The following is a 26518-nucleotide window of genomic DNA, read 5'->3' on the forward strand; positions in this document are numbered from 1 at the left end:
ACCGTCACCGTTAGATGGGTCCCGCTCACAGCCGACGGTATGACACGATTTCAGGACCGACTGACGGTCGTCGGTTTGTTGGTGGGTGTGTTCGTCCTCGTCGTGGGGCTGGGGACGCTTTTGGGCCAGCCCTGGCAGTACGCGGCTGGCGGCGCGCCGGTCATGGTACTCCAACTACTCGGCGCGCTCGGAGCCCTCGTGATCGGCGGCTTTCTTTTGTCCCTCAGCCGGGTGGGGGCCTGACCGGGGGACCGACATAGCCTAAACCCGGGGCCACGAAGCATTTGGTAACTGATGGACCGTACCAGTTCGGACTCCCAACTCCTCGATCGCATCTTCGAGACGAGCCCGACCGGACTGGTCGTGTTGGCGCCCGAGGGGGAGATCACCCGGTGTAACGACCGGGCCGAGCAACTGCTCGGGCTCGAGGAGTCCGAGATCGAGGGCAAGCGCTACGTCGAACCCGAATGGACGTTCACCGACGAGGACGGGAATCCGGTCCCCGAATCCGCCCATCCCTTCGTTCGGGTCCGGGACTCCGGCGGGCCGATCTTCGGCCAGGTGTACCGGATGGAGCGCCCCCATGCCGATCCGATCGTGGTCTCGATCTCGGGCGCGCCCATCACTGCGGACGGAACGGTGACCCGGATCGTCTTCGCCTTCGAGGACATCACCGAACGCCGGGAGCGCGAGCGGGAACTCGAAGTCATGACTCGGCAGCTTGAGGTGCTCAATCGGGTCGTTCGCCACGACATCCGCAACGAGATGGCGGTGGTGCTCGGCTCGATCGAGACCGCTGCGGATCGGGTGTCCGACCCGGACACCATAACGAACCTCGAACGCGCCCAGCAGGCCGGGGACCACGTGGTCTCGATCACGAAGACCGCCCGGGACCTCATGGAGGTCGTCACCGCGACCGAGCCGCCCGAACTCGACCCCATCCAGGTCGCGCCGATTCTGGAAGAGGAGGTGGCGATGGTCCGGGAGGGCAACCCCGACGCGACGGTTCGAATCGAGGGCTCGATCCCCTCCGTCTCGGTCCGCGGGACCGAACTCCTCGACTCGGTCTTCCGGAACCTCCTCTCCAACGCGGTCGATCACTCCGACCAAGAGGCGCCGACGGTGACGGTTTCGGCCAGCGTTCAGGACGACCGCCTCCGGGTTTCGGTTGCTGACGACGGCCCCGGCATCCCCGAGGCGCAGAAGTGGTCGATCTTCGGGAAAGGCGATCGTGGGCTGGAGAGCGACGGGACCGGTATCGGGCTCTATCTCGTCGAGAACCTGGTGACGCAGTTCGGCGGGGACGTCTGGGTCGAGGACAACGAGCCCCGGGGCGCGGTGTTCGTAGTCGAGTTGGATATCGTCGAGTGATTTTGGTGGGTTGGGAAGCTTCGGGAGGAATTTGAACCACGTCCGAGAACCTGCCGGTGGCAGAACCTCGGCCTCGTTCAAATCCTCTTGGCCGCTTTGCTCCTCACCTTCGTTCGTCGCAAAAGCGGGCCGGGAGGGATTTGAACCGAAGCCAGACGTGCTCACTCCGTTGCGCGCGACTGGCAGGATTCAAATCCTCGCCGTTCACACGCCTCACTGGCGTTCGGCGGTTCACGGGCCGGGAGGGATTTGAACCCCCGTCCGTCTGGTTAAAAGCCAGACGCTCTGCCTACCTGAGCTACCGGCCCACACCTACACCGTCGTGACTGTCCGGTTAAACCCTTTCCCTCCGCGACGACCATCAGAACGCGACCGAGTCGCCGTTTCTCGGAGCCGTCGCCTCGAACCCCGCTCCCCGCAATTCCGCCGCAAAGCGCTCACACCGATCGCCGTGGTTCACCAGAACCGGCGTGTCCCGATAGGAATCGAGGAAGGCCAGCAACCCATCGCGATCCGCGTGGGCTGAAAAGTCGTACTGCTCGACCTGGGCGCTGACCCGCATCCGCCGGTTGTCGATCTCGGCGCTTCCGGTCTCCAGCAGGTCCCGGCCGGGCGTGTCCGCGACCTGATACCCGGTAAGAGCGATCTTGTTCGTCGGATCGCCCTTGATCGCCGGGATGTAGGTCATTGCCGGCCCGCCCGTGAGCATCCCGCTTGTCGTGACGATCGCGGTCGACTTCTCGGCGATCCGCCGGCGTTGCCCGTCCCGGCCGGTGACGAACCGGGCGTGTGATCGCGCCCGACGGAGTGCCTCCGGATCCCGAACGAACGCCGGATACTGCAGGAGCATGTCCGTCACCCCTTTTCCCATCCCATCGACGTAACACGGGATGTCGTGGGCCGCACAGAGCAGGAGCATCTCCTGGGTCCGACCGATCGCGAACGCGGGGATCACGACGGTCCCGCCCTCCCAGAGGGTCTGCTCGACACTCCGCACGAACCGCTCCTCGACGGTGGCCCGGGCTTCGTGCTCGACGTCAGAATACGTGCTCTCGACGACGAGTAGATCCGCCTCCGGACGGGCCGTCGTGCCGGCCACCAGGCGCTGGTCGTCCGTGTGGAAGTCCCCGGTGTAGAGCAGTCGCGTGTCGCCGTCGTCGACGAGCACGTGGGCGCTACCCGGGATGTGACCGGCGTCGAAGAAGGTGATCTCGTGGCCCGCTGCCGTGAATGGCTCTCCGTAGCCGTGGCTCCGTGACTGCTGGGTCGTCCGCTTGACGTGGGTCTCGGTGAACGGACAGTTGTAGGTGCCGCCGAGTTCGCGGGGCTGGAATCGGCCCGTCGCCGCGCCGCTCTCGGGCACGCCGTGGAGTTTGAGCGTGTCGCGGGCGAGCGTGCGGGCCAATTCCCCGGTCGGTGGCGTCCAGTGGATCTCGGGCCAGTCCTCGCCCCGCATGAGGGTCGGAACGTTCCCGACGTGGTCCAGGTGGCCGTGACTGGCGACGATGGCCTCGACGGTCGGGGTCTCCAGTGGAAATTGCAGTGGCTCCCCCGCCAGAATGCCGAAGTCGAGAAGGAGCCGGTCGTTGACGAGGAGGGCACTCCGGCCGACCTCGCGGGCCCCACCGAGGAAGCGTAGCTCCATCGTCCCGGCGTATTCGGGCCGCGGGTTTGCACTCGTCGGTTCGACCGGCTTGGCTGCCCCTGCCGGTGGCCTTTTGGCTCGATCGCCCGAAGTATGTGTATGACAACCGATCCCGAGCTGGCCACGTTCGCCGGCGGCTGCTTCTGGTGTACCGAAGCGGCCTTCGAGGAAGTACCCGGTGTGCAGTCGGTGACCGCCGGCTACGCCGGTGGGGACGTGCCCGACCCCTCCTACGAGGAAGTTTCGACCGGCGAAACCGGCCACGCCGAGTGCGTCCAGATCGAGTACGACCCCGATACCGTCTCCTATGTCGATCTCCTCGGGGTTTTCTTTCGCGTCCACGATCCGACCCAGCTGAACCGACAGGGGCCCGACGTCGGGACCCAGTACCGATCCGCGATCTTCGCCCACGATATGACACAGCGTGAGACTGCCGCGGAATTCATCGAGATCCTGCTCGCCGAGGACGCCTACGATGAGGAGATCGTCACCGAAATCGAGGACCTGGATACCTTCTATCCGGCTGAACCGTATCATCAGGACTACTACGAGGAGAACCCCGAGGATCGGTACTGCACGCTTTACGTCGAGCCGAAGGTCAAGAAGGTGCAGGCGGCCTTTTCCGAGGAGTAGTCCGACCGGCAGACGGGTTCGATGCCCTTTTGACGCCCGGAGCAGTCCACACGACTATGGCTACGTTCAGCGTCGTCGTCTCCGACCCGGAGACGGGGCGATCGTTCACGCGCGAAGTCGAGGGGCAGGACGCAAACCGATTCATGGGTCGCGAAATCGGCGACACCGTCGATGGCACCGCCGTCGGCCTCGACGGGTTCTCCGTCGAGATCACTGGTGGCTCCGACGACGCCGGCCGCCCGATGCGCGGCGACGTCAAAGGCTCGAATCTCTCCGAAATCCTGATGGAGGGTGGTGTCGGGTTCAACCCCGACCGCGACGGCGAGCGCCGTCGTGTAACCGTTCGGGGGCGGGAGGTCTCCGAGGCCGTCGCCCAGCTGAACGTGCAGGTCACGGAAGGCGAGGGTTCCGTCGCCGTCGCGCTGGGCGAGGAAGAGCCCGAAGACGAGGAGGCCGAGGCGGAAGAAGCGGACGAAGCGGACGAGGACGACGAGGAGTAAATCCAGTTCCCGGGTCGGTCTGACTCCGCCGTCCTTTTCCCCGTTCTCGCCAAGTAGCGGGCATGACCACGGACATCGAAGCGTTTCTTTCGGGTGACCGGCCGGACCACGTCGCCGCCTACCTCTCGAAGGACGCGACCGACGTCGACTCGCTCGCCGAGCAGCCCTACGCGTCGGCCACCGAAGACGGGGTCTTGCTGGTGGTCCCCGGGGATGCAGGTCGGGCCGCCTTCGAATCCGCGACCGGGACCGATCCGATGGCGTTCGCGAGCGAGGCGATGGCCACGGAGGGGCACGTCGACCGCTCGCTTACGGACGCGGACTGCCCGGATGCGGGCGAGGATGGGACACACGAACTGCGACTTCTCTTTGCCTTCGCCGAGGAGCAAAACGAGGATGTCGATGGGCTCTACGCGGAGGGTGACGTGATCCACGCCTACGCCCAGTGCTCGTGTGGGACGGCGTTCTCGGAGAAGTGGATCGCGGAGTCGAACTAACTACTCTTCTGCCGGCTCGTCGGGAAGGTTCCAGAAGCCCTTCATGATGAGCTGTTTGGCGGGCTCGCCACGAGTCGTCCAGTGGTTGGCATAATCCAGCATGTCCTCGTAGATGCGCGGCTTGCAGCCCGCTGCTCGGGGATGGCCGCCACCGCCGACCTGCCGGGCGACCTCGTGGGCGCGCTCGAAGTCCTCGCTCCCGCGGATCGAGGCGCTCCCGGCAGGCTTGACGATGACCGCCGCGTCCGCGCCCTGCTCGCGAAGTGTCTCAGCAACCTCGTTTTGGGAACACCGACCGTAGGTCACACCGACCGTCCAGTCCCGGATCTCGTGCATTTCGGCCCGCGCGACGGCCCGTTCGATCCGGTCTTCCTTTTCGACCCGTCGCTCGGCGAGGAATTCCTGAACCTCCTCGGGGAAGTCGACGCCGTGTTCCTCGATGACCTCCAGGTACTCCTCGGGTTCGCTCCAGTGGGAGAAATCGGCCAGGTCGTCCGAGCGGTCGTCCTCCTTGATCCAGAGGTCGTGATCGCGGGTGACTGCCGCGAGTTCTTCGAGGTGCGGGGAGATGTCCCCGTCGAGCGAGCGGGCAGCGACGTCGGCGGTGCACTCGGTCTCCGAGTCCCCCACGACCAGTTCCACACCCGCCTCCCGGACCGCTTCTTTGGCCGCGTCGGTCCACTGGTGGTGATCGTACCAGGTAACTGCGCCGGCGTGCTCGGTGAGGCCCGCGAGCGCCTCGTTTATCTCCTCGGGATCGTCCGGGGCCAGGTCACAGATGAAGACCTCGCCACCCGCCTCGCCGAACTCGGCGGCCTGTTCGATCCCGTCGGCGAGTTCGTGGGGGCTCGCGGGGATGAACGCCGCTTCGCCGAGGACATCCCGCAGGATCGCCACACAGCCCAGGCCGTCGGCGTCGGGATCGACGACAGCCAGCACCGACGCGCCGCTGACTCGGGACTCGATCTCCCGTTCTTTGACTTCGTCTTCGACCGTATCGGGGATGAAAAACCCCTTGCCAGGTAACAGGGACTTCCGCTCGGGCGAGAGGTTCTGGTCGTCGATGACCCAATCTTGCATACTCGTGGGACGGCACCACGCGGTAAGAATGACCCGGTCCACTAGGCGGGATCGCCCAGTCGGATGCTCATCTCCCGCTCGAAGTCCTCCGCGCCGGTGCCCTCGAACCCGACCTTCCGGTAGAGCCGGATCGCCGGCTTGTTCCAGCGCTCGACGGTCAGCCAGACGTACTCGACCCCGTCGGCCGCGGCGTGACCCAGGAGGGCTTCGAGCAACGTGGTCCCGATGCCAGCGCCCTGATAGTCCTGGTGAACGAAGATCGCCAACTCGTAGGCCCCGTTACCGTCCCCCACCAGGGTCGCGTGACCGACGATCCGGTCCTCGTGTCTGGCGATCACGTTGTAGCAGTTCTCACAGAGGAGGTGATCAAGCCAGTCCCGGATCGCGCTTTCGCCGACCGGGGGGATGCCCTGGGCGCGCTCGGCGGGATCGAAGTCGGCGTACATCTCCAGGAGCGCCGCCCGGTCCCCCTGACAGACTTCGATCTCGATCGGCCGACCGTCCTCGTCCGTCCAGGTCTGGGGCGGAGTCGGGAACGGCCCGGCCGGCGCGTCTGGATAACGGCGGTCGGTCATCTGAGCAAGGTCACGCTCACGTGGGAGTTGAGGAGGACGAACTCGGCGATGGACCCGATCCGGATCTTGCCCATCGGGCTCTGCTCGCCACCCCCCAGGACGATGCGATCGAAGTTCTCCGATTCGGCGAGTTCTACCAGTCGACTCCCCGGATGCCCCTCGACCCGGCGCAGGTCGATCGCCGGCAACTCCTCGGTGATCGCCTCGCGAACGGACTGTTCGAACTCGTCGATCGGGCCCTCGTCGTCGGGATGTTCGAGGACGGCAACGGTCAGTTCGTCGCCGACGTCGCGGGCTCGCTCGACGGTTCGATGGAGCGCTTCGAGGGAGTCCGACCCGGTGCTGATCCCGAAGAGGACTTTCATAGCCGTTCATCGCCGCTCCGTCTAAAATATATGTCGCTCCCCGTCACCCTTTTGCGGACCCACTCATAACGGGCGGTATGGACGAGGATCCGGTGGCGTCTGCGCCGCCGAATCGCCGGGTCGCCGCCGGGCCGGACGCGATTCGATCGCTGCTCTCGGTCGATCCGGCGGAGACAGCAGCCGTTCCGGACGACGTCGCGAAGTACGAGCGCTTCAAGAAAGTCGACGGGGCGACCTACGAGCGGGTCAACGAGTTTCTGCGGGATCGTACCTACATCACGGCCCGCGAGTGGGCGATCGCCCGACTCTGTGCGGACTTCCGGACCGAGACCGGCGTCGAGATGACCAAGATCGGCGAGAACCTGCCCGAGCTGGTGCCGTTTATGACCGACACCTACTCGCCCCAGGCGGTCAACCAGGCTCGATCGGCCTTCGAGGAGAAGGTCCGGATGGCCGGGGCAACCTTCCTCTACGGGGCGATGAGCGGTTTTTTCACCGCCGACGAACTCGACGAGGTGATGTACGAGGCCACCGAAGTCGCGAAGTTCCTCCTCGAAGTCGAGGGCGTTGATCTGGCCGTCGAGGAGGAGTTAGCCGGCGAGGAACGCATCTCGTCGGTGATGAGAGAGGTCCGGGAGGCGAGTGAGCAACTCCGCGAAGAGGAACACACTTGCCCGAATTGTGGCCACTCCTTCGGCGGCGACGGCTAGTCGGTCCGGACGTTCGCACCGACGGGCGCACCGAACTCTCCCGCTGGCCCTGCTGAATCCTCGGTCTCCCAGACGACCTGGCCCCGAACCATCGTGAGCTCCGGGAACACGGCGGATTTCCCCTCGAAGGGCGTCCAGTCGGTCTTTCCGTGGAGGTCCTTGCCCCGGATCTTCCGGGTCGCGTCGAAATCAACCAGCACGAGGTCGGCGTCGGCCCCCGCCTCGATTCGTCCTTTCGCGGACAGGTCGAAGATCCGGGCCGGGTTGCGAGCGGTGAGGTCCCGGACCCGCTTGGGATCCAGGCGATCGGCGGCGACTTCTCCCAGCAGGAGCGGCAGGGCCGTCTCGACGCCCGGGACGCCACTCGGGGCCGACCAGATGTCCGTGTCCTTCTGGGCGCGAGTGTGGGGGGCGTGATCGGTCGCGATCACGTCGACGGTTCCGTCCGTGACCCGCTCGAACACGTCTCGGCGAGTGGATTCCGCCCGGAGCGGCGGGTTCATCCGCCCGAACGTGCCTAATTCGGGGAGGTCGTCCCGCGAGAGGAACAGGTGATGGGGTGTGACTTCCGTGGTCAGGCCGGCCTCGGCGGCCCGATCGATCCCCGCGGCCGTGCTGGTGTGGGCGATGTGCACCGGCCCGCCGATCTCGTCGGCCAGTTCTGCGGCCACGTCGATCGCCGCGATTTCGGCTTCCGGGGGGCGATAGTCGCTCCAGGCTGCCGCGTCTGTTCGCTCACGAACGCTCTCGTCGAACTTCGTGGCGTCCTCGGCGTGGACGGTGACGGTTGTCTCGGCCTCCCGGGCCCGCTTTAGTGCGTCCTCGAAGCGCGATCGATCGATCCCCATGTCCCCGGTCGAGTCGGCCAGAAAGACCTCGCCGAGGGCAAAGAGCGGGCGATCGAACAGCGTCTCGGGGTCCCAGGACGGCGTCACCCCGCCGTTGATCCCCCAGTCGATCAGCGAGGCCGCGGCCAGCTCCGCTTTCCGGTCGAAACTCGGGCCGTCGACGGTCGGCGGGTCCGTGTTCGGCTGGTCGACGGCGGTCGTCACGCCCCCGACTGCGGCCGCTTTACTGCCGGTCGTCCAGGTCTCCTTCTCGGGGAAGCCCGGCTCCCGGAAGTGCACGTGAACGTCGATCATGCCCGGGAACAGCCACTTCTCGCTCGCGTCGATTACCGTCTCGCCGTCCAAGTCGGTGCCCACCGCTTCGATCGTCTCCCCGTCGATGGCGACGTCCCGCTCCCGTCCGTCGGGCAAGGTCGCGTTGCGGAATACCTGCATACCAGTGGCTCTCTCGGAACGGGCCTAAAGCTGCCGGGATCCCAGGTGGCCGCGACCGAAGGGGTGAATTTTGCGGCCCACAAAGTCGAGCCATGGTCACGCTGGGGGCCGCCGCCCTGGAGCCGTTTCCGCGCGTCGCTCGCTACAACTCCCCGTACCGGGCCCATCGCGGGGGCCGGGCCATCGACCTCTATCCGGGGACAGCGGTGGCCCCGAGCCCGGTCGCCGGGACGGTCACGATGAACAGGCAGGCCGGGGCGCCCAGCCGGCCCTACGCCGCCGAACACGACTACCTGCTCGTGATCGACACCGGCTCGGAACTCGCCCGGATCCTCCACGTCGATCCCGACGTCGAGGCAGGCGAGACTGTCGAGATCGGGGATCCCCTGGGAAATCTCGTCCGATCCGGGTACTTCGCCCCCTGGGTCGACAACCACGTCCACCTCGGTTTCCGCGAGTACGGCACTGATCCCGTCCGCGCAAGCGGGTCGCTCCCGGTCGAACTCGGGGTCCCGGTCGATGGCGTGGGCTGGGACGGCACCGGAACGATCGGGGAGGCCGGGGAGACCTACGCCGTCCTCGATTCGCCAGCCCATCCCGCTCCGGGCGAAGGGTTCGTGGGGCTCGCAGATGACACCGGCCAGTACGTCCTCGACGGCGGCCTGCCCCACTACGAGACCGGCGGCGTCCACCCTATCCCTGGCCGCCAAGGAGACGGTCCAGCCTCCCTGCTCGGGACCGAACTCACTCCAGGGACTGGCACCGTCGAGTGGCCCGACCTGACGGTCCGGGTGAACGGCCAGCCGATCACCGGCCTCTCCTTGCTCCTCGGTCGTGACCGGTTCGGTGCCAAACTCATCTGCCCGGACCTGGCCTGTTCGGTCGGCGAGTCGGTCACCGTCACCGTCGACTGAACCGCCGCGGGCGGCAGCATTTTACCCCTGGCTCACCGACCGGCAGCCATGCGTCGTCGACTCGGGGCGCTCGCGCTGGCCGTGCTGCTCGTCACGGCTGGCTGTGTCGGGGCCCCGACACCGCAGGGATTCGAACCCGGTGGCGAGGACCCGACCGCCACCGGACTCGATCCGACCCCGACCTCGAATCCGCCGCCGGATCCGGAGACCGACCGGCTTGGGTGGGAGGACGGCTACTGGCACAACGAGACCCTGGATGTCGATCCGAGCGACGGGCTCAACCGCTCGGAACTCGACGCCGTGGTCGCCCGGGGCATGGCCCGTGTCGAGGCGATCCGTGGCCTGGAGTTCGAAAAGCCGGTGCCGGTCGAGATCATCGACCGGGCGACCTTCCGCAATCGGAGTCTCTCCGATCGAAACCACTCCACGGCCCAGCGGCTCCACCAGAACGTCAAGTTCGAGGCCACCTTCTTCCTGGGGGAGGACGAGAGCGCGATCCAGCAGCGCTCCGCGAACACCGCCTCGGCCGTGCTGGGCTACTACGCCCCGGGAAATCACAGTATCACCATCGTCTCGGACGGCGGGCCGCCGCTCCAGATGAACGAGGTCACGCTGGCCCAGGAACTCTTCCACGCGGTCCAGGAGTCGACCTTCGAGGTCTCAAAGCTCTCCGGTGACACTGAGGAGCGCCACAACGCGAAGTTGGGGATCATCGAAGGGGACGGCAACTACGTCGATTACCTTTATGAAAAACGCTACAGCGAGGACCTGATCATGCCCGACGGGAGCGGCGGCGGAGGCGGTGGTTCGAGCACGCACATGGGCATGCTCGCCCTGCGACTTCAGCCCTACAGCGACGGGCCAGTCTTCGTCGAGTCGATTCGCCAGCAATCCGGCTGGGCCGGCGTGAACGCGGTCTACGACCGCCCGCCGGAGAGCACCGAGCAGACGATCCACCCTGAACGGTATCCGGATAACAAACCCCAGCATGTTACCGTGCAGGATCGATCCGGACCGGACTGGTCCGTACCCGACCAGGGCGAGGGCGCGATCGACTACGCCCAGTTCGGCGAGGGAGGCCTCTATGTCATGCTCTGGTATCCAAGCCACGTCGAGACCACCGAACGGAACGAGGTGACCGACGTGGTGATCCCCTATCGCCATTTCTTCCGCACCGAGGACTCACTCGACATGTACAACTACTCCCACCCGGCGACGACTGGCTGGGCGGGCGAGCGGCTGGTCCCCTACGTGCAAAACGATTCGGCGGTCACCAACGAGACGGGCTACGTCTGGAAGATCGCCTGGGAATCGAGAACCGACGCCCGCGAGTTCCAGGCCGCTTACGAGGAGTTACTTGACTATCACGGTGCGGGGGCCGTCGAGGGTCGATCCGACACGTACCGGATCGACGAGGGGAAATTTGCCGATGCCTTCCGGGTCACTCGATCAGGAACCACCGTGACTATCGTGAACGCACCCACGGTCGAAGAACTGGACGCGGTGCACGCGAGTGGTTAGCCGGAGAAGTCCTGACACTCCATATCAGGGGCGGTAATGGGCTCGACGTCCCCCCAGGAGTGAAAGTCCAGGCGGCCCCAGTCGGACTCGACCCGGCGCAGGTAGCCAGTCGCCTGGCTCACGTAGATCGTCAGGGTGCCCTCCACGTCCTCGCCGGTCACTTCGAAGACGTAGACGGTCTCGCCGTCGATAGTCGTGGTGCCCTTCGCGGTGAGATCGGCGTCGGGCTTCTCGGCGTAGGTGTCCGCCTCTGTGTCGACATCCGATTCCTCGGGTTCCACGCTCGCGCCGGGATTCTTGATGCAGGTCTCCCCGTTGATCACGACGTAGTCGGTCCCGTCGACGTGATAGACCTCGTAAACGTCACCAGTCGACGTGTCTTCGATTCGCTGGTAGTAGTCATCCCCTTCGAACCTGGCTGTTGCCGAGCCGGTGAGTCCACGCTCCGGGTCGTCGTACTGGATGTCGACCGCGTAGTCCGCTTCGAGTTTATAGACGTTCCCGAACTGGACGGCGTCGGTTTCGTCCCCGTCTGATTCGTCCAACTCGTCGGTGGTCGTCGTTTCGGGGGTGGTGGTCGTCCCGTCGCTGGGCTCCTGGTTGTCGCTACAGCCAGCGAGTAGGCTGAGGCCCACTGCCACACTGGAGGCGATGAAACGGCGTCGTTGCATACATTATGTTAGGTTCTTCATTATAATAGTTCTATATGATCGCCAAAGTACATGTACGCCAGCTCAGGAGCGGGGCATCAAAACTGTGAGCGCCACGACCAGCACCATCAGGCCGGCAAGCAGGAGATAGCCCTCGTCGAAGTAGCCCCGATCGGCGACGACGCCGAAGAGTACTGGGCCGGCCGACCCTAGCGTGGCGGCCGTGGTTCGCACCACGCCCAGGCCGGTGCCGCGGATGCGCTCGGGAATCGTATCCGCGAGATACGACTGGGTAATCGCGCCTGATCCGAGCATGGTGCTGATGACTGCCGTCAGGCCGACGAGCGTCCAGAGCCCCTCGACAGCCGGGAGCACCGCGAGGCCGAAGACCGGACCGATCAGGACCGCCAGAAGCGACGCGCGCATCCCGTATCGGTCGTAAGCGGCCCCTGCGACCGGTTTGACCAAAACCCCGACGCCGAAGAACAGGGCGAACACGGTCCCGGCCACCCCCGGCGAGAGGTCTTTCACGTTGACCAGGTAGGTCGGATAGAAGGCGGTGAAGGACTGCCAGACCAGCAGGTAGACGAAGAGCACGACGGTGGTGAGAAACATCGTCCGGGTTCGCAACTCTTCGATCACCGCCCGGGCACGCTCCAGTGAGATGGCACGCTCGCCGGCTTCCGTCCCGGCCGAGGGATCGCTGTCCGGAACGACCGCCCACACCAGCCCCGCGAGCAGGAGGAAGAGTGGCACGAGTATACCGAACCCCATCTGCCAGGCGATGGCCCCGGCGATGAAGCCGGCTGCGGGCGGGAGGACCGTCTGGCCGATGTCCCCCGTCGCCATCGTCACCCCGAGGGCACTCCCGATATTGTCGGGGTAGATGTCAGAGAGGACAGTGATGCGCGCGATCGGGTACAGCGACAGTCCGACGCCGACCAGGCCGGTTCCCACGAAGACCGCGATGGGACTGCCGACCAGGGCCACGATCGAGAGGGCCCCCGCCACGACCGCCAGCCCCGCGGTCATGACATAGCGCTCGTTGAACCGGTCGGCCAGGATCCCGCCGGGGAGCTGGCCGAGCGCGGAGCCCAGCCAGATGATCGTGACGAGTAGCCCGGCGACAGAAAGCGAGAGGTCGAAGCTCTGGCGGATGTAGGGAAGCAGGACGGGATAGCTCATCCGCGTCCCGACGAGGAGGCCCCAGCCCGTCGCCACGGTGGCGAGGATCCGGCCCCGGCCCTCGCCTCGCAGGGCGGCGATCGAACGAGCGATAGACTGGAGTGGGTTCATCGACGGTGGACAGTTCACACTGGGTTAGAGAAGACCGTTTCGTCCTCGGGGCGACCGGAGAGCGGTAGGGTTTTTCGCCCGGGCCGTGGTAGACCGATTATGCACACAGTTCGGAGGGTCACACGGTGACCGCCTTCGACATCATCCCGCCGGAAACGATCGCGTCGGGGAAGGCGACGGACGCCTACTTCGACCGCACGGTCGAGACACTCGAAGCGACCGACACGAATCCCCACGTCGTCGCGGAGGTGACGGCCGATCAGTTCTCCGACGGGGAGTTCGAACTCCTCGCCGGCGTCAAAGACGCCGTCGAACTCCTCTCGGGGCTGCCGATCGACGTGTGGACACTCCCCGAAGGGACGCTGTTCGACGGCGGACCGGTCATGCGAATCGAGGGGAACTACCTCGATTTCGCCCGCTACGAGACCTCGCTTTTGGGCTTTCTCTCACACGCCAGCGGAATCGCGACGAACGCGATGCGGGCGAGACAAGCGGCCCCGGAGACCACGGTCCTGAGCTTCGGGGCTCGACACGTCCACCCCTCGATCGCCGCCGTCGTCGAGCGCTCGGCGCTCATCGGTGGCCTGGACGGCTTCTCCCACGTGGCTGCAGGCGAGGTGCTCGGCCGCGAGGCCGGCGGAACGATGCCACACGCGCTGCTGATCTGTTTCGGTCGGGGCAACCAGGAGGCGGCCTGGCGAGCCTACGACGAGACGATGCCTGCGGCGGCCCCGCGGGTCGCGCTCTGTGACACCTATTCGGACGAGGTTGATGAGGTCCTCCGGGCCGCCGCGGAACTGGGCGAGGACCTCGACAGCGTGCGACTCGATACGACCTCCTCGCGACGGGGCGACTTCGAGCAGATCGTCCGCGAGGTCCGCTGGGAACTAACAGCCCGAGACCTGGACGACATCGACATCTTCGTCAGCGGCGGGTTGGGGCCGGCAGATCTTGAGCGGCTCCGCGAGCACGTCGACGGCTTCGGCGTGGGCGGGTTCGTGAGCAACGCCGACCCCGTTGACTTCGCACTCGACATCGTCGAGGTCGAGGGCGAACCGGCGGCCAAGCGCGGGAAACTCTCCGGCACCAAGCAGGTCTATCGGACCCCCGACGGGGGCCATCACGTCGCGCTCGTCGACCGGGTGGGTCCCTCCGGCGGGACGCCACTCCTGGAACCGGTGATCGAGGACGGAACGGTCACCCGCGAGTTCGATCTGGACGCCACGATCGACCGGGCCGCCCGGGACATCGAGCGGGTCGATCCGGTCAGCGATCCTGACGCGTGAGGTGCACAGCGGCGGGCGCAATCGTCGCCCGGCAGGTGTCGCCCACCCGAAGCTGGCCCGCGATCTGCCTGCTCACGGTGGCTGTGAGATAGTCCGGGCCGGGCCAGTCCAAAAGCACCGTCGCGTCGGTGTGCTGGGTGAGGACCCGCGAGACGGTGCAGTCCAGACTGTTCGAGTCGCCGTCGGTCCGTGATTGGCCGTTCAGGCTGATCGATTCCGGGTGCATCGCGACCGCCAGGTCACCGTCCGGTGGCTCGCCCGCAGCCAGGAGTTCGGCCCCGTCGACCGTCACGACAGTCCCATTCGTGGATTCGGTACGCACCGTCGCCGGGTAGACGTTCTCGATTCCCAGGAACTCCGCGACGAAGGCACTCTCCGGTCGCTCGAAGACTGATTCGACAGGCCCCTCACGGACCAGCCGACCGTCCTCGAGGACTGCCAGCCGGTCGCCGACGACCGCGGCCTCCTCCTGGTCATGAGTCACGTACACCACCGGAATGTCCAGGTCGGCGAGGACGTCGCGCAACTCCACCCGGAGCCGGCGACGAATCGGGGCGTCGAGGCTACTGAGCGGTTCGTCGAGCAACAGTACCGAGGGGTCGGAGACGAGCGCCCTGGCCAGCGCGACCCGCTGGGCCTCCCCGCCCGAGAGGGTCTTCGGGTCCCGGTCGAGCAGCGCTTCGATCTCCAACAGCTGGGCCGTCGACTCGATGGACTCCGCTCCGACCGCCCCGAACTCCAGGTTCTCCCGAACCGAGAGGTGCGGGAAGAGCGCGTAGTTCTGAAAGACCATCCCGACCGACCGGTCCTCCGGGGGGCGCTGGTCGATCCGAGTGCCGTCCACGGTGATCGTACCGCCATCAGGCGGCTCGAACCCGGCGACCAGCGAGAGCAGCGTGGACTTGCCGCTTCCCGACGGGCCGAGAACCGCAGTCACGCCCGGTTCGACCGTGAGATCGACCGGCCCGAAGGTGAAATCGTCGTACCGCCGTTCCAGGCGGGAACACTCCAGGGTCATCCGGCGAGGGTGATCCGTTTGCCCGCCAGTTGCAGTGCCAGGACGACCAGAAAGCCCAGGGTCAGCAGGACGATCACCAGCGGGGTCGTCGCCGCGATGCCCTCCGAGATGAACGTGACCCAGATCTGGGTGGGCATCGTGCTCGGGTGGTAGGCCGTCATCATCGTGGCGCCGAACTCGCCCATCGCTCTGGCGAAGGTCAGGACCACACCCGCGAGGATGCTCCCACGTGCGAGGGGCAGGGAGACGAGGCGGAAGGTCTCGATGGGGCCCTTGCCGAGGCTTCGCGCGGCCTGCTCGATTTCGCGGTCGACCGACGCGAACCCGGACCGAGCCGTGATGACCACGAAGGGCGAGGAGACGAAGGTCTGGGCGAGGACGATCCCGAGGTAGCTATCGGTGAGCGGGAGACCGAGCGAGGCGGCGGCCGCCCCGATCGGGGTGAAACTGCCGAAGCCCGAGAGGAGCATCACGCCGCCGACGACCGGCGGCATCACGAGCGGGAGCACCACGAGGGCGTCGACGACGACCTTCCCGGGGAACGTGGTCCGGGCCAGCACGTACGCCAGGGGAACCCCAAAGACCGTCGCCAGTGCGGTCGAAACCGGCGCCGAGAGCAGCGAGAACTTCACCGCCGAGACGACCTTGGGGTCGAAGAAGGCCCCCGTTCCCAGTCCCTGGCCCCACACGAAAAAGGACAGGAAGGGATAGAGGAGGTACACGAAAAGCACCGCGCCCAGCAGCGCGAAGACGCCGTTCTCGTGGAGGATTCGGGTGCCAAAGCCGTAGTGGCCCCGGGAGATCTGTCGGACCGACTCGGCGTAGCTCATGGCAAGACCTCCTCGGGAACCGGCCCGTGTGGTCGCGGGAAGGCGTCGGTGACGACCAGGCCGTTCTCGGTGAGCATCTCCGGGTTCGAGAGCAGGAACCTGAGGAAGGCCCGCCCGGCTTCGGGATTGGGGGCCGTACTCGGGACGGTGGCGTTGTAGAGCACCGGTGCGCCCTCGACGGTGGTTCCGTCCTCGGTCGTGTAGGTCGCCTGCGCGTAGTATTCGGCGTGTTCGGGGTTCGAGAAGTCCAGTTTCGAAGGCAGTTCGACGTAGGGCAGGTCGTGGTCCACGGCCATGTTCTTGTAGACGATCGCCGCGGCCCGCTCCTGGGCCTCGATGCGGGCCAGAATGTGGGCCTCCTGTGGGTCGATCACCAGGTTCTCGGTGAGGGCTGCGGCCAGCCCGTCCCGGTCGTAGTACTGTTCTGCCAGATCGAACAGCTGGAGTGCCCGGTAACCCAGCGGATCCAGGTCGGGGTCCGAGCGGGCGATCTCCGCGTCGGCCTCGCTGAGGACCTCGTGCCAGGGTTCGTCGGCCTCCAGTCGTTCCCCGACGGTCGTCTCGGGCCCATAGGCGATCACGAGTGCGTTCGACCCGAAGACGACGTCCCAGGGGGCGACGTCGTCGGGCAAGCGCGTGCGGAGCAACTCGGCGTCCGCGCTGACAATCACGTCGGGCCGTTTCTGTTCGTCGAGGACCATCCGCATCACCGCGTTCGAACCGTGGAACTCGCCCCGGTACCCGTACTCGTGGGCGTCACCGAACGCCGGCCCGATGGTATCCTCGAAGAGCGTCGCGAGACTCCCCGCTGAAAGCACCGAAACGTCGGAATGGCCGCCGAGACAGCCAGCGAGGGTGCCCAGACCGGCCGCACCGGCGGCCTGGAGAAACCCTCGCCTCGAAAGCGTTCCGCCGTCGTGGCCGGTTCCAGCCCACCTGCTCCGGACCGTATCCGATACCGGACTCGTCATGGCTGACGTAACGTTCTTCGGTTTCTTATACCTTTTTAGAAACCGTCGAAGGTAACATTTTGTCCCACGATCGGCCCAATACAACCAAAATCACTACCGCCCGGGGTGACCGAACCCCTTAGGTGGCCCCGTCGGCTACGCTCACTGGGTAGCGGACGCCCGACCCCCGTGCCCCAAGTGGGCATGAGGAAAGTCCCCCCACCGCCGGACAGGCGATCGGGCACACGCCCGGGACGGGAGACCGTCGGGCCATGGAACAGAAACGACACGGCTTCGCTCGACCGATGAGGTGTGCGGATCCGGGGCGAAAAAGGATTCCCGAAAAAGCCCCGGAGCGACCCCACCGAGGGACGACGGCGAAGCACCGATGGAACGGCCATCCCTCGCTGGTGCAAGTCCGCGTGAATGGTAGTCCGGCAGTCTGCGCGGACGCGTAGCCGAATGTCGGGTCGAAACAGAAGGGGGCTTACGAACCGCAACCCAGCTTTTGAACTCGAAGCGGCGGCACTCTTCGCGGACGCGCCTTTAAGACGACCCCGACAAAAGCCACCGACAATGCGAGAGGTCACTGTCGGCGGGCTGATGGTCCTGGTCGCAGCGACGGGACTCGGCACGCTCGCCATTTTCGGGAAATTCGCCGAAGCCACGGGGTTGAGTCGACCGACGCTACTCTTCTTCCGGTTCAGCATCGGTGCGGCCATCGTCTGGGGCGTACTCCTCGTCCGAAACGACCTAACCGTACTCTCGGGGCGACCGCTCTACGCGACGGTGGTGCTGGGGCTGCTCTATGCCGCGCTCACGCTGGCCTATTTTCGCGGGCTCGCCTTCATGACCGCGAGTCTCACGGCGATCGTCTTCTACACCTACCCGATCTTCGTCTTCGGGCTCTCGGTGCCGCTGCTCGAAGAACAGGTGACCCGAACCGCGCTGGGGGCGCTGGGCCTTGCACTCGGCGGGGTAGTCATGGTCGTCGGACTCGATGCCAGCCAGATCTCGCTTTTGGGGATCCTGCTGGTGACGAGTGCCGCGGCTGGCTACGGCATCTACAACGTCGCGGGCCGGCTCCTGGTGGCCGATACCGATCCCACCCACCTGACCGCCCACGTGCTGGTGGTGACCGCCGCGACGATCGGACTGGTCTGGGCCCGGGCCGGTTTCCACCCGCCACAGGGACCGACCCACTGGGGGATCGTCCTGGGAATCGGCGTGCTCGGCACCGGCATGCCGTTGCTCTTGCTCTACGAGGGACTGACGCGGATCGAAGCGACTCACGCCAGCATCCTCGGGACGGCCGAGCCAGTGGCGACGGTGCTCCTGGGTGTGACGATCCTGGGCGAATCACTTACCTTGCGAACGGTACTCGGGGCCGTCCTGATTCTCGGCGGGGTCACACTCGTCCAGACGACGCGGCGACATCGTCGCTGGCTCCTCGCGAAAATCGGCCTGCACTGACTACGGGACGACGACGATCGTTCCGAACGTGGCTTCGAGCACGGCGACCTCCTCGCCGGCCTCGGTGCGGAACTCGGTCGGTACGGAGACCATCTCGGGGTCGATCTCGGTCGGTTCGCCGTCGACTGTAACTTCGACCGGCCCGCCGGAGTCGAGTTGGGCCTTGACCGTGTCCGGATCCATGTCCTCCAGGGCAGCCATCACGGCCCCGGCCTGATCTCGGAAGGTCGGCCCGATCTGGGCCTCGTCGGGATCGACGCCCGTGGCGACTTCCGCCAGGTCCGGGCGGCCGACGGCCGTCCGGATCGGGGCGGCGACGGTCTCGCTCAGGTCGTAGGTGTCGACGCCGTGTTCGGGCTGCTCGTCGAAGTACAGTTCAACCCGTTCGAGGTCCTCGTTCAGGGCGATGCCCTGTTCGGACTTCCAGGCCCGGACCGTCCGGGCGGCCTCGGCGATGACCTCGCCGACAGCCCCTTCGCCGTCGGGCATATCGGTCGCTGGCCACGACGCCTGGTGGACGCTCCCCTCGGTTCCGGGCAGGTGCTGCCAGACCTCCTCCGCCATGAACGGGCTGAACGGGGCAAGCAGGCGCACGACCGCCGAGAGCACGTCGTACAGCGTCGAGCGGGCGGCGTCCCGCTCGCCGGGTCGGCCGTTGTACAGGCGGCCTTTGACCAGTTCGAGGTAGTCATCGGCGAGGTCCTCCCAGACGAACTCCCGAAGGGCCCGCACGGCGCTGTCGAAGCGCTCCTCGTCCATCGCCGTCTCCATCTCCTCGGTGACCGCCGCAAGCCGACCCAGGATCCACTTGTCGGTGTCCCGGTAGGCCGGGGCCGTGACCTCTGGGGTGTCCGCTTCGAGATGGCTCTCGCCAAAGCGGAAGACGTTCCAGAGCTTGGTCAAAAACCGGGAGGCTGCCGTGACCTCCTTCCACTGGAACTGCACGTCGGCCCCCGGTCGCCCACCGACGGCCATCGCCTGTCGGAAGGCGTCGGCGCTCTCCTCCTCGATCACCTCGTCCGGCGCGACGACGTTGCCCCGTGATTTGGACATCTTGTTGCCGTCCGGGCCGAAGACCATGCCGTTGATCAGCGCCGTGTCCCACGGTCGCTCGTCCTCTAGTGCGGCCGTCCGGAGCAGGGTGTAGAAGGCCCAGGTCCGGATGATGTCGTGGCCCTGCTCGCGCAGCGCGACCGGCTCGAACTCCGCCTCGGGCCAGCCGGCGACGTGCATCGCGGAGATCGAGGAGTCCATCCAGGTGTCCATCACGTCTGTCTCGCCGGTCCACTCGGTGCCGCCACACTCCGGACAGGCCTCGATTTCGGGGCCAGTTTCGGTCGGCTCGACCGGGAGTTCCGCCTCGTCCGCGATCTCCCAGTGGCCACAGGATTCACACTGCCAGGCCGGGATCGGGGTCGCAAAGACCCGCTGGCGGGAGATGACCCAGTCCCAGTCCATCCCCTCGGTCCACTCCTCCAGGCGGGCGTACATGTGCTCGGGGATCCACTCGACCTCCTGGGCCTTCTCCAGGATCTCGTCCTGGCGGACCTCCACGAACCACTGGTCCTTCGAGAGGATCTCGATCGGGGTGTCACACCGCCAGCAGACCCCGACGGACTGCTCGACGGGTTCGGTGTCGTTCAGGAGGCCGTCTTCGTCCAGGTCGGCCGGAATCTGGTCTTTGGCCTCCTCGACGGTGAGTCCCGCGTACTCCCCGGCGAGTTCGGTCAGCCGGCCGTCCTCGGTGAGCACGGGTCGCAGTTCCAGGTCATATTGGGCCCACCAGTCGACGTCCTGTTTGTCGCCGAACGTCGAGATCATCACCGCGCCGGTCCCGAAGTCGGGGTCGACCTCCTCGTCGGCGAGCAACTCGACTTCCTGCCCGACTGGCGGTACCTCGAAGGTGTCCCCGACTCGGTCGGCGTACCGGTCGTCCTCGGGATGGACTGCGACCGCGCCCGTGGCCGCAAGCAGTTCGGGCCGGGTCGTCGCGATCTCGATGTCGTCGTTGTCGATCCCGGGGAAGGTGATGTAATAGAGTGTGCCCTCCCGATCCTCGGTCTCGACCTCGGCGTCGGCGATGGCCGTCTGACACCGGGGACACCAGTTGACCGGGTGCTCGTCCCGGTAGACATACTCCTTCTCGGCCATCTCGACGAAGGAACGCTGGGTCTTCCCCCAGTAGCTCGGGTCCATCGTCCGGAACTCGTGGTCCCAGTCCTGGGAGAAGCCCAGTTGGCGCATCTGGCTGCGCATCGCGTCGATCTGGTCCTCGGTGTGATCGATGCACATCTCCCGGAACTCGTCACGGGGGACCTCCGTGCGGTGGATGCCCTCGTTCTCCTCGACTTTGACCTCCGTCGGGAGGCCGTGGCAGTCCCAGCCCTGCGGGAAGAGGACGTCCTCGCCCTGCATCCGGTGATACCGGGCCAAAAAGTCCATGTAACACCAGCCCAGGGCGTTCCCGATGTGGAGATTCCCCGTCGGATAGGGCGGCGGGGTGTCGATCACGTAGTCGGTGGCGTTCGTGTCTTCGTACTCGTAGACCGACTCCTCGAGCCAGTAGTCCGCCCACCTGGACTCGATTCGCTCGGGGTCGTAGTTCTCGGGAATGTCTGCTGTCATGGATCAGTATGGAGTCGTCGCTGTCGGTCCGAATCACGAGAAGGACACGAGTCGGGCCTGCTCGCGTGTCTACTCACGTACTACGGCGACGACGCGCATATGTGAGCCAGGCGTGTCTCGGTTGAAAAAGGTTGCTCTCCGCCCGGTCTCCGATCGAAATCGCTAACGGAGTGGCCCCCACACGGAGAGCCATGGAACTTGGGGTAATCGGACTCGGACGCATGGGGCAGATCGTCGTGGACCGGGTCCTCGACGCCGGGCACGACGTGGTGGCCTTCGACATCGACGAGGCGGCCCGGGCGAGCGCTGATGAGATGGGGGCCGAGACCGTCGACTCGATCCCGGCCGTGGCCGAGTCGCTGTCCCCGACGCGATACGTCTGGCTGATGGTGCCGGCCGGTGATCCCGTCGACGCCGCGCTGGACGAACTCGCGCCGCATCTCGACGCCGATGACGTGGTAATCGACGGCGGCAACTCCCACTTCGAGGACTCGATCGACCGGGCCGAGCGCATCGAGCCGACGTATCTCGATTGTGGAACCAGCGGCGGGCCGGCCGGGGCCGAACTCGGCTTCTCGCTCATGGTCGGCGGCGAAAAAGGGGCCTACGACGACCTCGAACCGGTCTTCGACGCGGTCGCGACGGGTCCGGAGGGCCACGAACTGATGGGCCCCTCGGGGGCCGGTCACTACGTGAAGATGGTCCACAACGGCATCGAGTACGCGCTCATGCAGGCTTACGGCGAGGGGTTCGAACTTCTGGCCGAGGGCCGCTACGATCTCGATCTTGAAGACATCGCCCGCACCTGGACCAACGGGGCGGTCGTGCGCTCCTGGCTGCTCGAGTTGGCCGAGGAGTCCTTCCGCGAGGAGGGCTCGGATCTGGGGGACGTGGCCGACCACGTCGCCGGTGGCTCGACCGGCACCTGGACGGTCCAGGAGTCCCTCGAACAGGAAGTCCCACTGCCCCTGATCTATCAGGCCCTCGCGGAGCGCTTTAACTCCCGCTCCGGGCCGCGACTCTCCCGCCGGCTGGCCAATCGACTGCGCTACGGCTTCGGTCGCCACGAGATCAAACGGCAGTGAGTGGTGGGATCGGAACCCCCAAAGTGATCGCTGGTCTTCTGTGGGATAATGTCACAATCCGATTCGGATGGTGAGGCCCTGACCGCCAAGCCCATCGAGCCGAGTGCCCCCGAGGAGTTCGGGCTGGTGCAGGTCTGGTGGGGCGACGGCAAGGGCAAGACGACGGCGGCGATGGGGATGGGGATGCGGGCGGCCGGCCACGGCTATCGCGTCCACCTGCTGCAGTTCATGAAGGGCGGCACTCAGAGCGTCGAGGACATCCGCGGTGAGTACAACGCTATTGCGGCCCTGCCCGGGTATACCTACGAGAACCTGGGTCACTACGGTTGGCATCACGGCCAGTTGAACGACGATGAACACGCCGCGAAGGCCCAGGCCGGCCTCAAGCGAGCGAACGAGATCATCGATGGGGCCGCCGACGCGGATCTCTCGACGCCCTTCGATCCCGAGAGCGATCCCGAATCGGGAGTTCACATGCTCATTCTGGACGAACTCATTTACGCGGCGAACCGGGAGTTACTCTCTGGAGAGGCCGTGATCGAACTCATCGAGAACAAACCGGACTCCCTCGAACTGGTGCTCACCGGCGGTCACGAGTCCCCTGAGTATCTCAGCGAGCACGCCGACCTGATCAGCAACGTTTCGCTGGTGAAACACCCCTTCGACGAGGGGACGACCGGGCGAAAAGGCACCGAGTTCTGATCAGGCGAGCAGGCCGCCGATCGCGCCGCCGATCGCGCTGTCGATGGCGAGCAACAGTGCGATGCTGAGGGCCAGGATGAACACGCCCCCACCGGCCAGCGGCCCCAGGATCCCGAAGCCAAGCGAGCCCACGACGGTCACCAGGGCCGCGGCGATTATGGCCAGGATGACCCCGCCGATCGCGCCGGCCAGCAGGCCGTGCCAGGCCCCACTCCAGGTGCCCGAGGCGGCGATGTACCCCGCCACGAAGCCACCGATCAGCCCCGCGCCGATGTGACCGATGCCCGGGAGGAGAAACCCGAAGATACCCAGCAGGAACTCGACGCCGAATCCGATGCCGACCGCACGCCAATTCGTCATAGTCGTCGTTGGGTTCCGAACGGGGAAAAGTTCGCGGGTGGCCGATCAGGCGGCCGTGTAGGTCACGGTCACCTGCGCGGAGACACTGACCGGGCCGGCGTCGATTTCCGTTCCGCTGTCCTCAGCAGCGGCCGTCTGGAGGGTGTAGGGAACCACCGGTCCCGGGTTCGCCTCGGTGGTGATCTTCTGGGTGCCCGTAACCGTCAGGTTGGCACTCCCGGCGAGGGTCTCGGCTTGCACGCGAGCGTCGCTCATCGCTGCTTCGAGGGCGGTGTTCCGGAGCTCTGCCTGGGTCTCGTCGCTGAGCGTGAACCGGACGTCCTGGATGTCTGTGGCCCCGGCCGCGACGGCCGCGTCGATGGTTTCGCCCACGGCGTCGGTGTCACTCAGGTGGACTTCGATAGTCTGCCTGGCGACGTAGGTCGGTGTCTCGCTTTCGCCACTGTCAGTGGGGGGTCGCATGCGTTCGCCGATCCGGTAATCGGTGGTGCGGACCTGGTCGTCGGGAATACCCAACTCAGCAAGCCGGTCGGTGACAGCCGAGACGTTGTTTGCGACGGCGGCCCGGGCGGTGTTGGAGTCAGCGGCGGTTTTCTCGACGGCGAGTCGGAGGACTGCCGTGTCGGGAGCGGCCGACTCGCTGGCGCTGCCCGTGACGGTGATCGTTCGGTTCTGGTCGGTGGTGGTCTGTTCGGGTTGGTCCGAGACGGCCATGGCCAGCCCGGCGGTCCCGGCACCGGCGATCACGGCCACGGCGATGGCGATTGCGAGGATTGATCCACGATCCATATTGGGCTTGTGGAGGGGGATCGAGGTATAGTCGCCGAAGCCTCAAACCGCCCTTTGGTGGACCCGAGACAGAACGGTTAAACGGATCCGCGTGTGATTTTGTTTCGAGGGCCCGTAGCTCAGTTTGGATAGAGTACTTGGTTCCGGACCAAGATGTCAGGGGTTCAAATCCCCTCGGGTCCGCTCAGGTTCCGACGGACACTTCGCGGCCCCGATGTAGTCCCGGTCTTCCTCCCGGGACTCCCCTCGGGTCCGCTTCTGCGATCTGCAGAACTAATGAGACGTCGATTTGAAAATATCTCGATTGGGAAAAATTGCAGGGCCAAATGTTTATGCAGTCCTTCCCGTAATTACATGTGAGATGGCTCGTTCGAGTCGGAATGCCGACTCCCACAATGGCGAGATTCGCCTGTGGCGTGAAGAGGGGTGGTGGATTGCGAAAGATGTCGATACTGGAGTCACTACTCAGGGGGAAACCCGGGAAGTAGCCCTCGCCAATCTCGATGATGCCGTGCAACTTTTCGAAGACGAAACTGGACATGCTCCAACAGAAACCGAATTGGAAGCGATGGGGATCGATCCAGCGGCGAACACGACCGGGGACCAGGAACCGCCGGACATCTTGAAGTAGAATGAGTCGACGGACGTTCTCGGGGCAAGCGGTCCTGAAGGTGTTAGTGAATGTTGGCGATTTCGAATGGCGTCGAACGACAGGAGACCACGCCCAACTCTACTATGAGCATCCCACGAACGAGAACGATCGGAGGCACGTCACTGTCCCTCTTCACGACGAATTACGGGTCGGAACTCTCCGCGAGATAGCGGATCAGGCGGGTGCCAATAATTTCGATACCTTTTGTGAATGGATTGATGAGAATCGGTAAATGAACGAACCGACGCGTCTCTCCCGTTCTTAGAACCGATCCAGATACTGCCGCCGCTGCTCCATCTTGTCCTTTTCCGTCCGTGCGTCGTAATGAATTTCTCATATCTCTCCACTCACCGCTGCCCGGTCGGTGACCATGTCCTGTGGGACATCACTGGAGAGGTAGTGCGTGATTCCGCCTCGGCGGAAGGCATGCGAGGCCTCACTTGAGGGGCATGTCGACGACCTTTCGAAGCACTTCGCGGCCCCGATGTCGTCTCGGTCTTCCACCTGGGTCTCCTCTCGTCTCTTTCTGCGAGACAGCCCAACCCCGATCTACCGGTTCCCAGCACCTGATAACCGAGTTGGTTACTAAGGCCCCCTGTGTTTTTAGGATATCCTAGAATGAGCGATTCAGATCACGCCGCTCACATTGCCGAGTCGTCGACAGACCTCGTCGGGAATACGCCGCTGTTGCGTTTGGACGCCTTCGCGCCCAACCTCCTCGCCAAGGTCGAGTCGTTCAACCCGCTCTCCTCGGTGAAAGACCGCGTCGCGGTCGCCATGCTGGAGGCCGCCGAGGAAGCGGGCGAACTCGAGGACGGCACGACGATCATCGAACCGACCAGCGGGAACACGGGCATCGGGCTGGCCTACGCCGCCGCGGCGAAGGGATATGACCTGGTGTTGACGATGCCCGAATCGATGAGCGAGGAGCGCCGCACGCTGCTGCGGGCCCTGGGCGCGGACCTCGAATTGACTCCCGCGGACGGGGGCATGACGGGGGCGATCGACCGGGCCGCGGAACTCGCTGCGGAGAACGAGCCCGCGTTCGTCCCCCAGCAGTTCGAGAACCCGGCGAATCCGGGGGTGCACCGTGAGACGACCGGCCCGGAGATCGAGGCCGCCACCGACGGCGAGGTCGACGTCCTCGTCGCGGGGGTCGGAACTGGTGGGACTATCACCGGCATCTCTCAGTACTTCAAGACGGACCTGGGCCGGACGGACTTCGAGGCCGTTGCCGTCGAACCCGAGTCCTCGCCGGTGCTCTCCGGTGGCGAATCCGGAGGACATGGCATCCAGGGCATCGGCGCGGGATTCGTCCCGGACATCCTGGCGGTGGACCTGCTGGACGAGGTCCTCACCGTCACGACCGAGGAAGCCAAAACCGCGACCCGCGAACTGAGCCAGGAGACCGGGCTGCTGACCGGGATCTCCGCCGGCGCGGCACTCCACGCGGCGATCGAGGTCGCGAACCGTCCGGAGTACGCGGATAAGACGGTGGTGACCGTCCTGCCGGATACCGGCGAGCGGTACCTCTCGACTGATCTGTTCGAGTGATTCGAGGGCGGGTTTCGCTCTCGTGAAGTCGGCTCCACCACTGTTGGGAGAACAACCCTGCCGGCCACTCCGTTCTAAATTGATTTGAAACCACCACGATTAAGCCGCCAGCCGTTCAAGGATAATTTGGAATGGTCCCTCGTGGGCCACCCGA

At 65.6% G+C, this 26518-nt stretch carries 28 protein-coding genes, 2 tRNA genes and 1 other RNA gene; 17 read left to right on the top strand and 14 right to left on the bottom strand.

All coding sequences use genetic code 11. The features are described from left to right. The first annotated feature begins 39 nt into the window (after positions 1-39). Complete coding sequence (locus RH831_RS05205; RefSeq protein ID WP_310553193.1) at positions 40-243, top strand: hypothetical protein; 204 nt, start codon at positions 40-42, stop codon at positions 241-243. Between the two features lie 51 nt (positions 244-294). Next, a complete protein-coding gene (locus RH831_RS05210) occupies positions 295-1371 on the top strand; it encodes a PAS domain-containing sensor histidine kinase (RefSeq protein WP_310553194.1) in 1077 nt (358 codons plus the stop codon). A gap of 234 nt (positions 1372-1605) precedes the next feature. Here RH831_RS05210 and RH831_RS05215 read toward each other — a convergent pair. Then, positions 1606-1679 (bottom strand) — tRNA-Lys (locus tag RH831_RS05215). A 53-nt stretch (positions 1680-1732) separates the two neighbouring features. Beyond that, a complete protein-coding gene (locus tag RH831_RS05220; RefSeq protein WP_310553195.1) occupies positions 1733-3016 on the bottom strand; it encodes an MBL fold metallo-hydrolase in 1284 nt (427 codons plus the stop codon). Between the two features lie 99 nt (positions 3017-3115). On the opposite strand from RH831_RS05220, the gene msrA reads away from it, so the two are divergent. The 3 genes from msrA to RH831_RS05235 all read left to right on the top strand — a co-directional run bounded on the left by msrA (position 3116) and on the right by RH831_RS05235 (position 4646). After that, positions 3116-3649 (top strand): peptide-methionine (S)-S-oxide reductase MsrA, encoded by a 534-nt coding sequence (gene msrA / locus RH831_RS05225; RefSeq protein WP_310553196.1) that lies wholly within the window; start codon positions 3116-3118, stop codon positions 3647-3649. A 56-nt stretch (positions 3650-3705) separates the two neighbouring features. Continuing rightward, positions 3706-4149 (top strand): 30S ribosomal protein S6e, encoded by a 444-nt coding sequence (locus RH831_RS05230; protein WP_310553197.1) that lies wholly within the window; start codon positions 3706-3708, stop codon positions 4147-4149. A gap of 62 nt (positions 4150-4211) precedes the next feature. After that, positions 4212-4646: a DUF5807 family protein gene (locus tag RH831_RS05235; protein ID WP_310553198.1), complete on the top strand. Its 435-nt coding sequence runs from the start codon at positions 4212-4214 to the stop codon at positions 4644-4646. On the opposite strand, the gene RH831_RS05240 is transcribed toward RH831_RS05235, so the two are convergent. From RH831_RS05240 to RH831_RS05250, 3 genes are read right to left on the bottom strand one after another with little or no spacing between them, the layout of a single operon-like run. After that, positions 4647-5726 (bottom strand): recombinase RecJ, encoded by a 1080-nt coding sequence (locus tag RH831_RS05240; RefSeq protein WP_310553199.1) that lies wholly within the window; start codon positions 5724-5726, stop codon positions 4647-4649. It abuts the gene before it with no gap. 41 nt (positions 5727-5767) lie between these two features. Next, on the bottom strand, positions 5768-6301 hold the full coding sequence (locus RH831_RS05245; RefSeq protein ID WP_310553200.1) for a GNAT family N-acetyltransferase: 534 nt from the start codon (positions 6299-6301) through the stop codon (positions 5768-5770). After that, entirely contained in the window at positions 6298-6666 is a 369-nt protein-coding gene (locus tag RH831_RS05250) for a universal stress protein (RefSeq protein ID WP_310553201.1), read from the bottom strand. Before RH831_RS05250 ends, RH831_RS05245 begins: the two co-directional genes overlap by 4 nt. Positions 6667-6743: 77 nt before the next feature. On the opposite strand from RH831_RS05250, the gene RH831_RS05255 reads away from it, so the two are divergent. Continuing rightward, positions 6744-7376: a DUF5806 family protein gene (locus RH831_RS05255; RefSeq protein ID WP_310553202.1), complete on the top strand. Its 633-nt coding sequence runs from the start codon at positions 6744-6746 to the stop codon at positions 7374-7376. On the opposite strand, the gene RH831_RS05260 is transcribed toward RH831_RS05255, so the two are convergent. Further along, positions 7373-8659 (bottom strand): dihydroorotase, encoded by a 1287-nt coding sequence (locus RH831_RS05260; protein WP_310553203.1) that lies wholly within the window; start codon positions 8657-8659, stop codon positions 7373-7375. The two genes, RH831_RS05255 and RH831_RS05260, sit on opposite strands and share 4 nt — an antisense overlap. A 92-nt stretch (positions 8660-8751) precedes the next feature. Between RH831_RS05260 and RH831_RS05265 the strand changes: the two genes are divergently transcribed. Together RH831_RS05265 and RH831_RS05270 are read left to right on the top strand one after the other, a co-directional pair. After that, the gene (locus RH831_RS05265; RefSeq protein ID WP_310553204.1) at positions 8752-9573 is read left to right on the top strand and encodes a hypothetical protein; all 822 of its coding nucleotides are present in this window, start codon (positions 8752-8754) and stop codon (positions 9571-9573) included. 48 nt (positions 9574-9621) lie between these two features. Beyond that, the gene (locus RH831_RS05270; RefSeq protein ID WP_310553205.1) at positions 9622-11094 is read left to right on the top strand and encodes an Hvo_1808 family surface protein; all 1473 of its coding nucleotides are present in this window, start codon (positions 9622-9624) and stop codon (positions 11092-11094) included. On the opposite strand, the gene RH831_RS05275 is transcribed toward RH831_RS05270, so the two are convergent. Then, entirely contained in the window at positions 11091-11765 is a 675-nt protein-coding gene (locus RH831_RS05275; protein ID WP_310553206.1) for a hypothetical protein, read from the bottom strand. The genes RH831_RS05270 and RH831_RS05275 overlap by 4 nt on opposite strands. Before the next feature lie 63 nt (positions 11766-11828). Further along, positions 11829-13040, bottom strand: a complete 1212-nt coding sequence (locus RH831_RS05280) for an MFS transporter (protein ID WP_310553207.1) — start codon at positions 13038-13040, stop codon at positions 11829-11831. Positions 13041-13165: 125 nt separating this feature from the next. On the opposite strand from RH831_RS05280, the gene RH831_RS05285 reads away from it, so the two are divergent. Then, positions 13166-14326, top strand: coding sequence for a nicotinate phosphoribosyltransferase (locus tag RH831_RS05285; RefSeq protein WP_310553208.1), 1161 nt, complete (start codon positions 13166-13168; stop codon positions 14324-14326). On the opposite strand, the gene RH831_RS05290 is transcribed toward RH831_RS05285, so the two are convergent. The 3 genes from RH831_RS05290 to RH831_RS05300 are packed head-to-tail and all read right to left on the bottom strand — an operon-like array spanning position 14307 to position 17145. Then, positions 14307-15344 (bottom strand): ABC transporter ATP-binding protein, encoded by a 1038-nt coding sequence (locus RH831_RS05290; RefSeq protein ID WP_310553209.1) that lies wholly within the window; start codon positions 15342-15344, stop codon positions 14307-14309. The genes RH831_RS05285 and RH831_RS05290 overlap by 20 nt on opposite strands. Then, complete coding sequence (locus tag RH831_RS05295; protein WP_310553210.1) at positions 15341-16174, bottom strand: ABC transporter permease; 834 nt, start codon at positions 16172-16174, stop codon at positions 15341-15343. The genes RH831_RS05290 and RH831_RS05295 overlap by 4 nt, the downstream gene beginning before the upstream one ends. Next, positions 16171-17145 carry an extracellular solute-binding protein gene (locus tag RH831_RS05300; protein ID WP_310553211.1) on the bottom strand — a complete coding sequence of 325 codons (975 nt, stop codon included), beginning with the start codon at positions 17143-17145 and terminating at the stop codon, positions 16171-16173. Before RH831_RS05300 ends, RH831_RS05295 begins: the two co-directional genes overlap by 4 nt. A gap of 147 nt (positions 17146-17292) precedes the next feature. Here RH831_RS05300 and rnpB point away from each other — a divergent pair. After that, an RNA gene (rnpB, locus tag RH831_RS05305) (RNase P RNA component) lies at positions 17293-17626 on the top strand. A gap of 74 nt (positions 17627-17700) precedes the next feature. Next, the gene (locus RH831_RS05310) at positions 17701-18597 is read left to right on the top strand and encodes a DMT family transporter (protein ID WP_310553212.1); all 897 of its coding nucleotides are present in this window, start codon (positions 17701-17703) and stop codon (positions 18595-18597) included. Here the strand turns inward: RH831_RS05310 and RH831_RS05315 are convergent, their stop codons facing one another. Then, complete coding sequence (locus tag RH831_RS05315) at positions 18598-21222, bottom strand: valine--tRNA ligase (protein ID WP_310553213.1); 2625 nt, start codon at positions 21220-21222, stop codon at positions 18598-18600. 191 nt (positions 21223-21413) lie between these two features. Here RH831_RS05315 and gnd point away from each other — a divergent pair, with 191 nt between their 5' ends. Both gnd and RH831_RS05325 read left to right on the top strand, forming a co-directional pair. After that, the gene (gnd, locus tag RH831_RS05320) at positions 21414-22307 is read left to right on the top strand and encodes a phosphogluconate dehydrogenase (NAD(+)-dependent, decarboxylating) (protein ID WP_310553214.1); all 894 of its coding nucleotides are present in this window, start codon (positions 21414-21416) and stop codon (positions 22305-22307) included. A gap of 48 nt (positions 22308-22355) precedes the next feature. Then, entirely contained in the window at positions 22356-23009 is a 654-nt protein-coding gene (locus RH831_RS05325; RefSeq protein ID WP_310553215.1) for a cob(I)yrinic acid a,c-diamide adenosyltransferase, read from the top strand. Here the strand turns inward: RH831_RS05325 and RH831_RS05330 are convergent, their stop codons facing one another. Next, complete coding sequence (locus tag RH831_RS05330) at positions 23010-23369, bottom strand: DUF5518 domain-containing protein (RefSeq protein ID WP_310553216.1); 360 nt, start codon at positions 23367-23369, stop codon at positions 23010-23012. It lies immediately after the preceding gene. 45 nt (positions 23370-23414) lie between these two features. Then, positions 23415-24158, bottom strand: a complete 744-nt coding sequence (locus RH831_RS05335) for an SIMPL domain-containing protein (protein ID WP_310553217.1) — start codon at positions 24156-24158, stop codon at positions 23415-23417. A 108-nt stretch (positions 24159-24266) separates the two neighbouring features. On the opposite strand from RH831_RS05335, the gene RH831_RS05340 reads away from it, so the two are divergent. The 4 genes from RH831_RS05340 to cysK all read left to right on the top strand — a co-directional run bounded on the left by RH831_RS05340 (position 24267) and on the right by cysK (position 26364). After that, positions 24267-24341: transfer RNA gene (locus RH831_RS05340), tRNA-Arg, on the top strand. 178 nt (positions 24342-24519) lie between these two features. Further along, positions 24520-24789, top strand: coding sequence for a type II toxin-antitoxin system HicB family antitoxin (locus tag RH831_RS05345; protein WP_310553218.1), 270 nt, complete (start codon positions 24520-24522; stop codon positions 24787-24789). A 1-nt stretch (position 24790) separates the two neighbouring features. Continuing rightward, the gene (locus RH831_RS05350; protein ID WP_310553219.1) at positions 24791-25042 is read left to right on the top strand and encodes a type II toxin-antitoxin system HicA family toxin; all 252 of its coding nucleotides are present in this window, start codon (positions 24791-24793) and stop codon (positions 25040-25042) included. 386 nt (positions 25043-25428) lie between these two features. Further along, positions 25429-26364: a cysteine synthase A gene (gene cysK, locus RH831_RS05355; RefSeq protein ID WP_310553220.1), complete on the top strand. Its 936-nt coding sequence runs from the start codon at positions 25429-25431 to the stop codon at positions 26362-26364. Positions 26365-26518 lie beyond the last annotated feature (154 nt).

Source organism: Halodesulfurarchaeum sp. HSR-GB (assembly GCF_031432215.1).
In the GTDB taxonomy this organism is placed as follows: Archaea; Halobacteriota; Halobacteria; order Halobacteriales; family Halobacteriaceae; genus Halodesulfurarchaeum.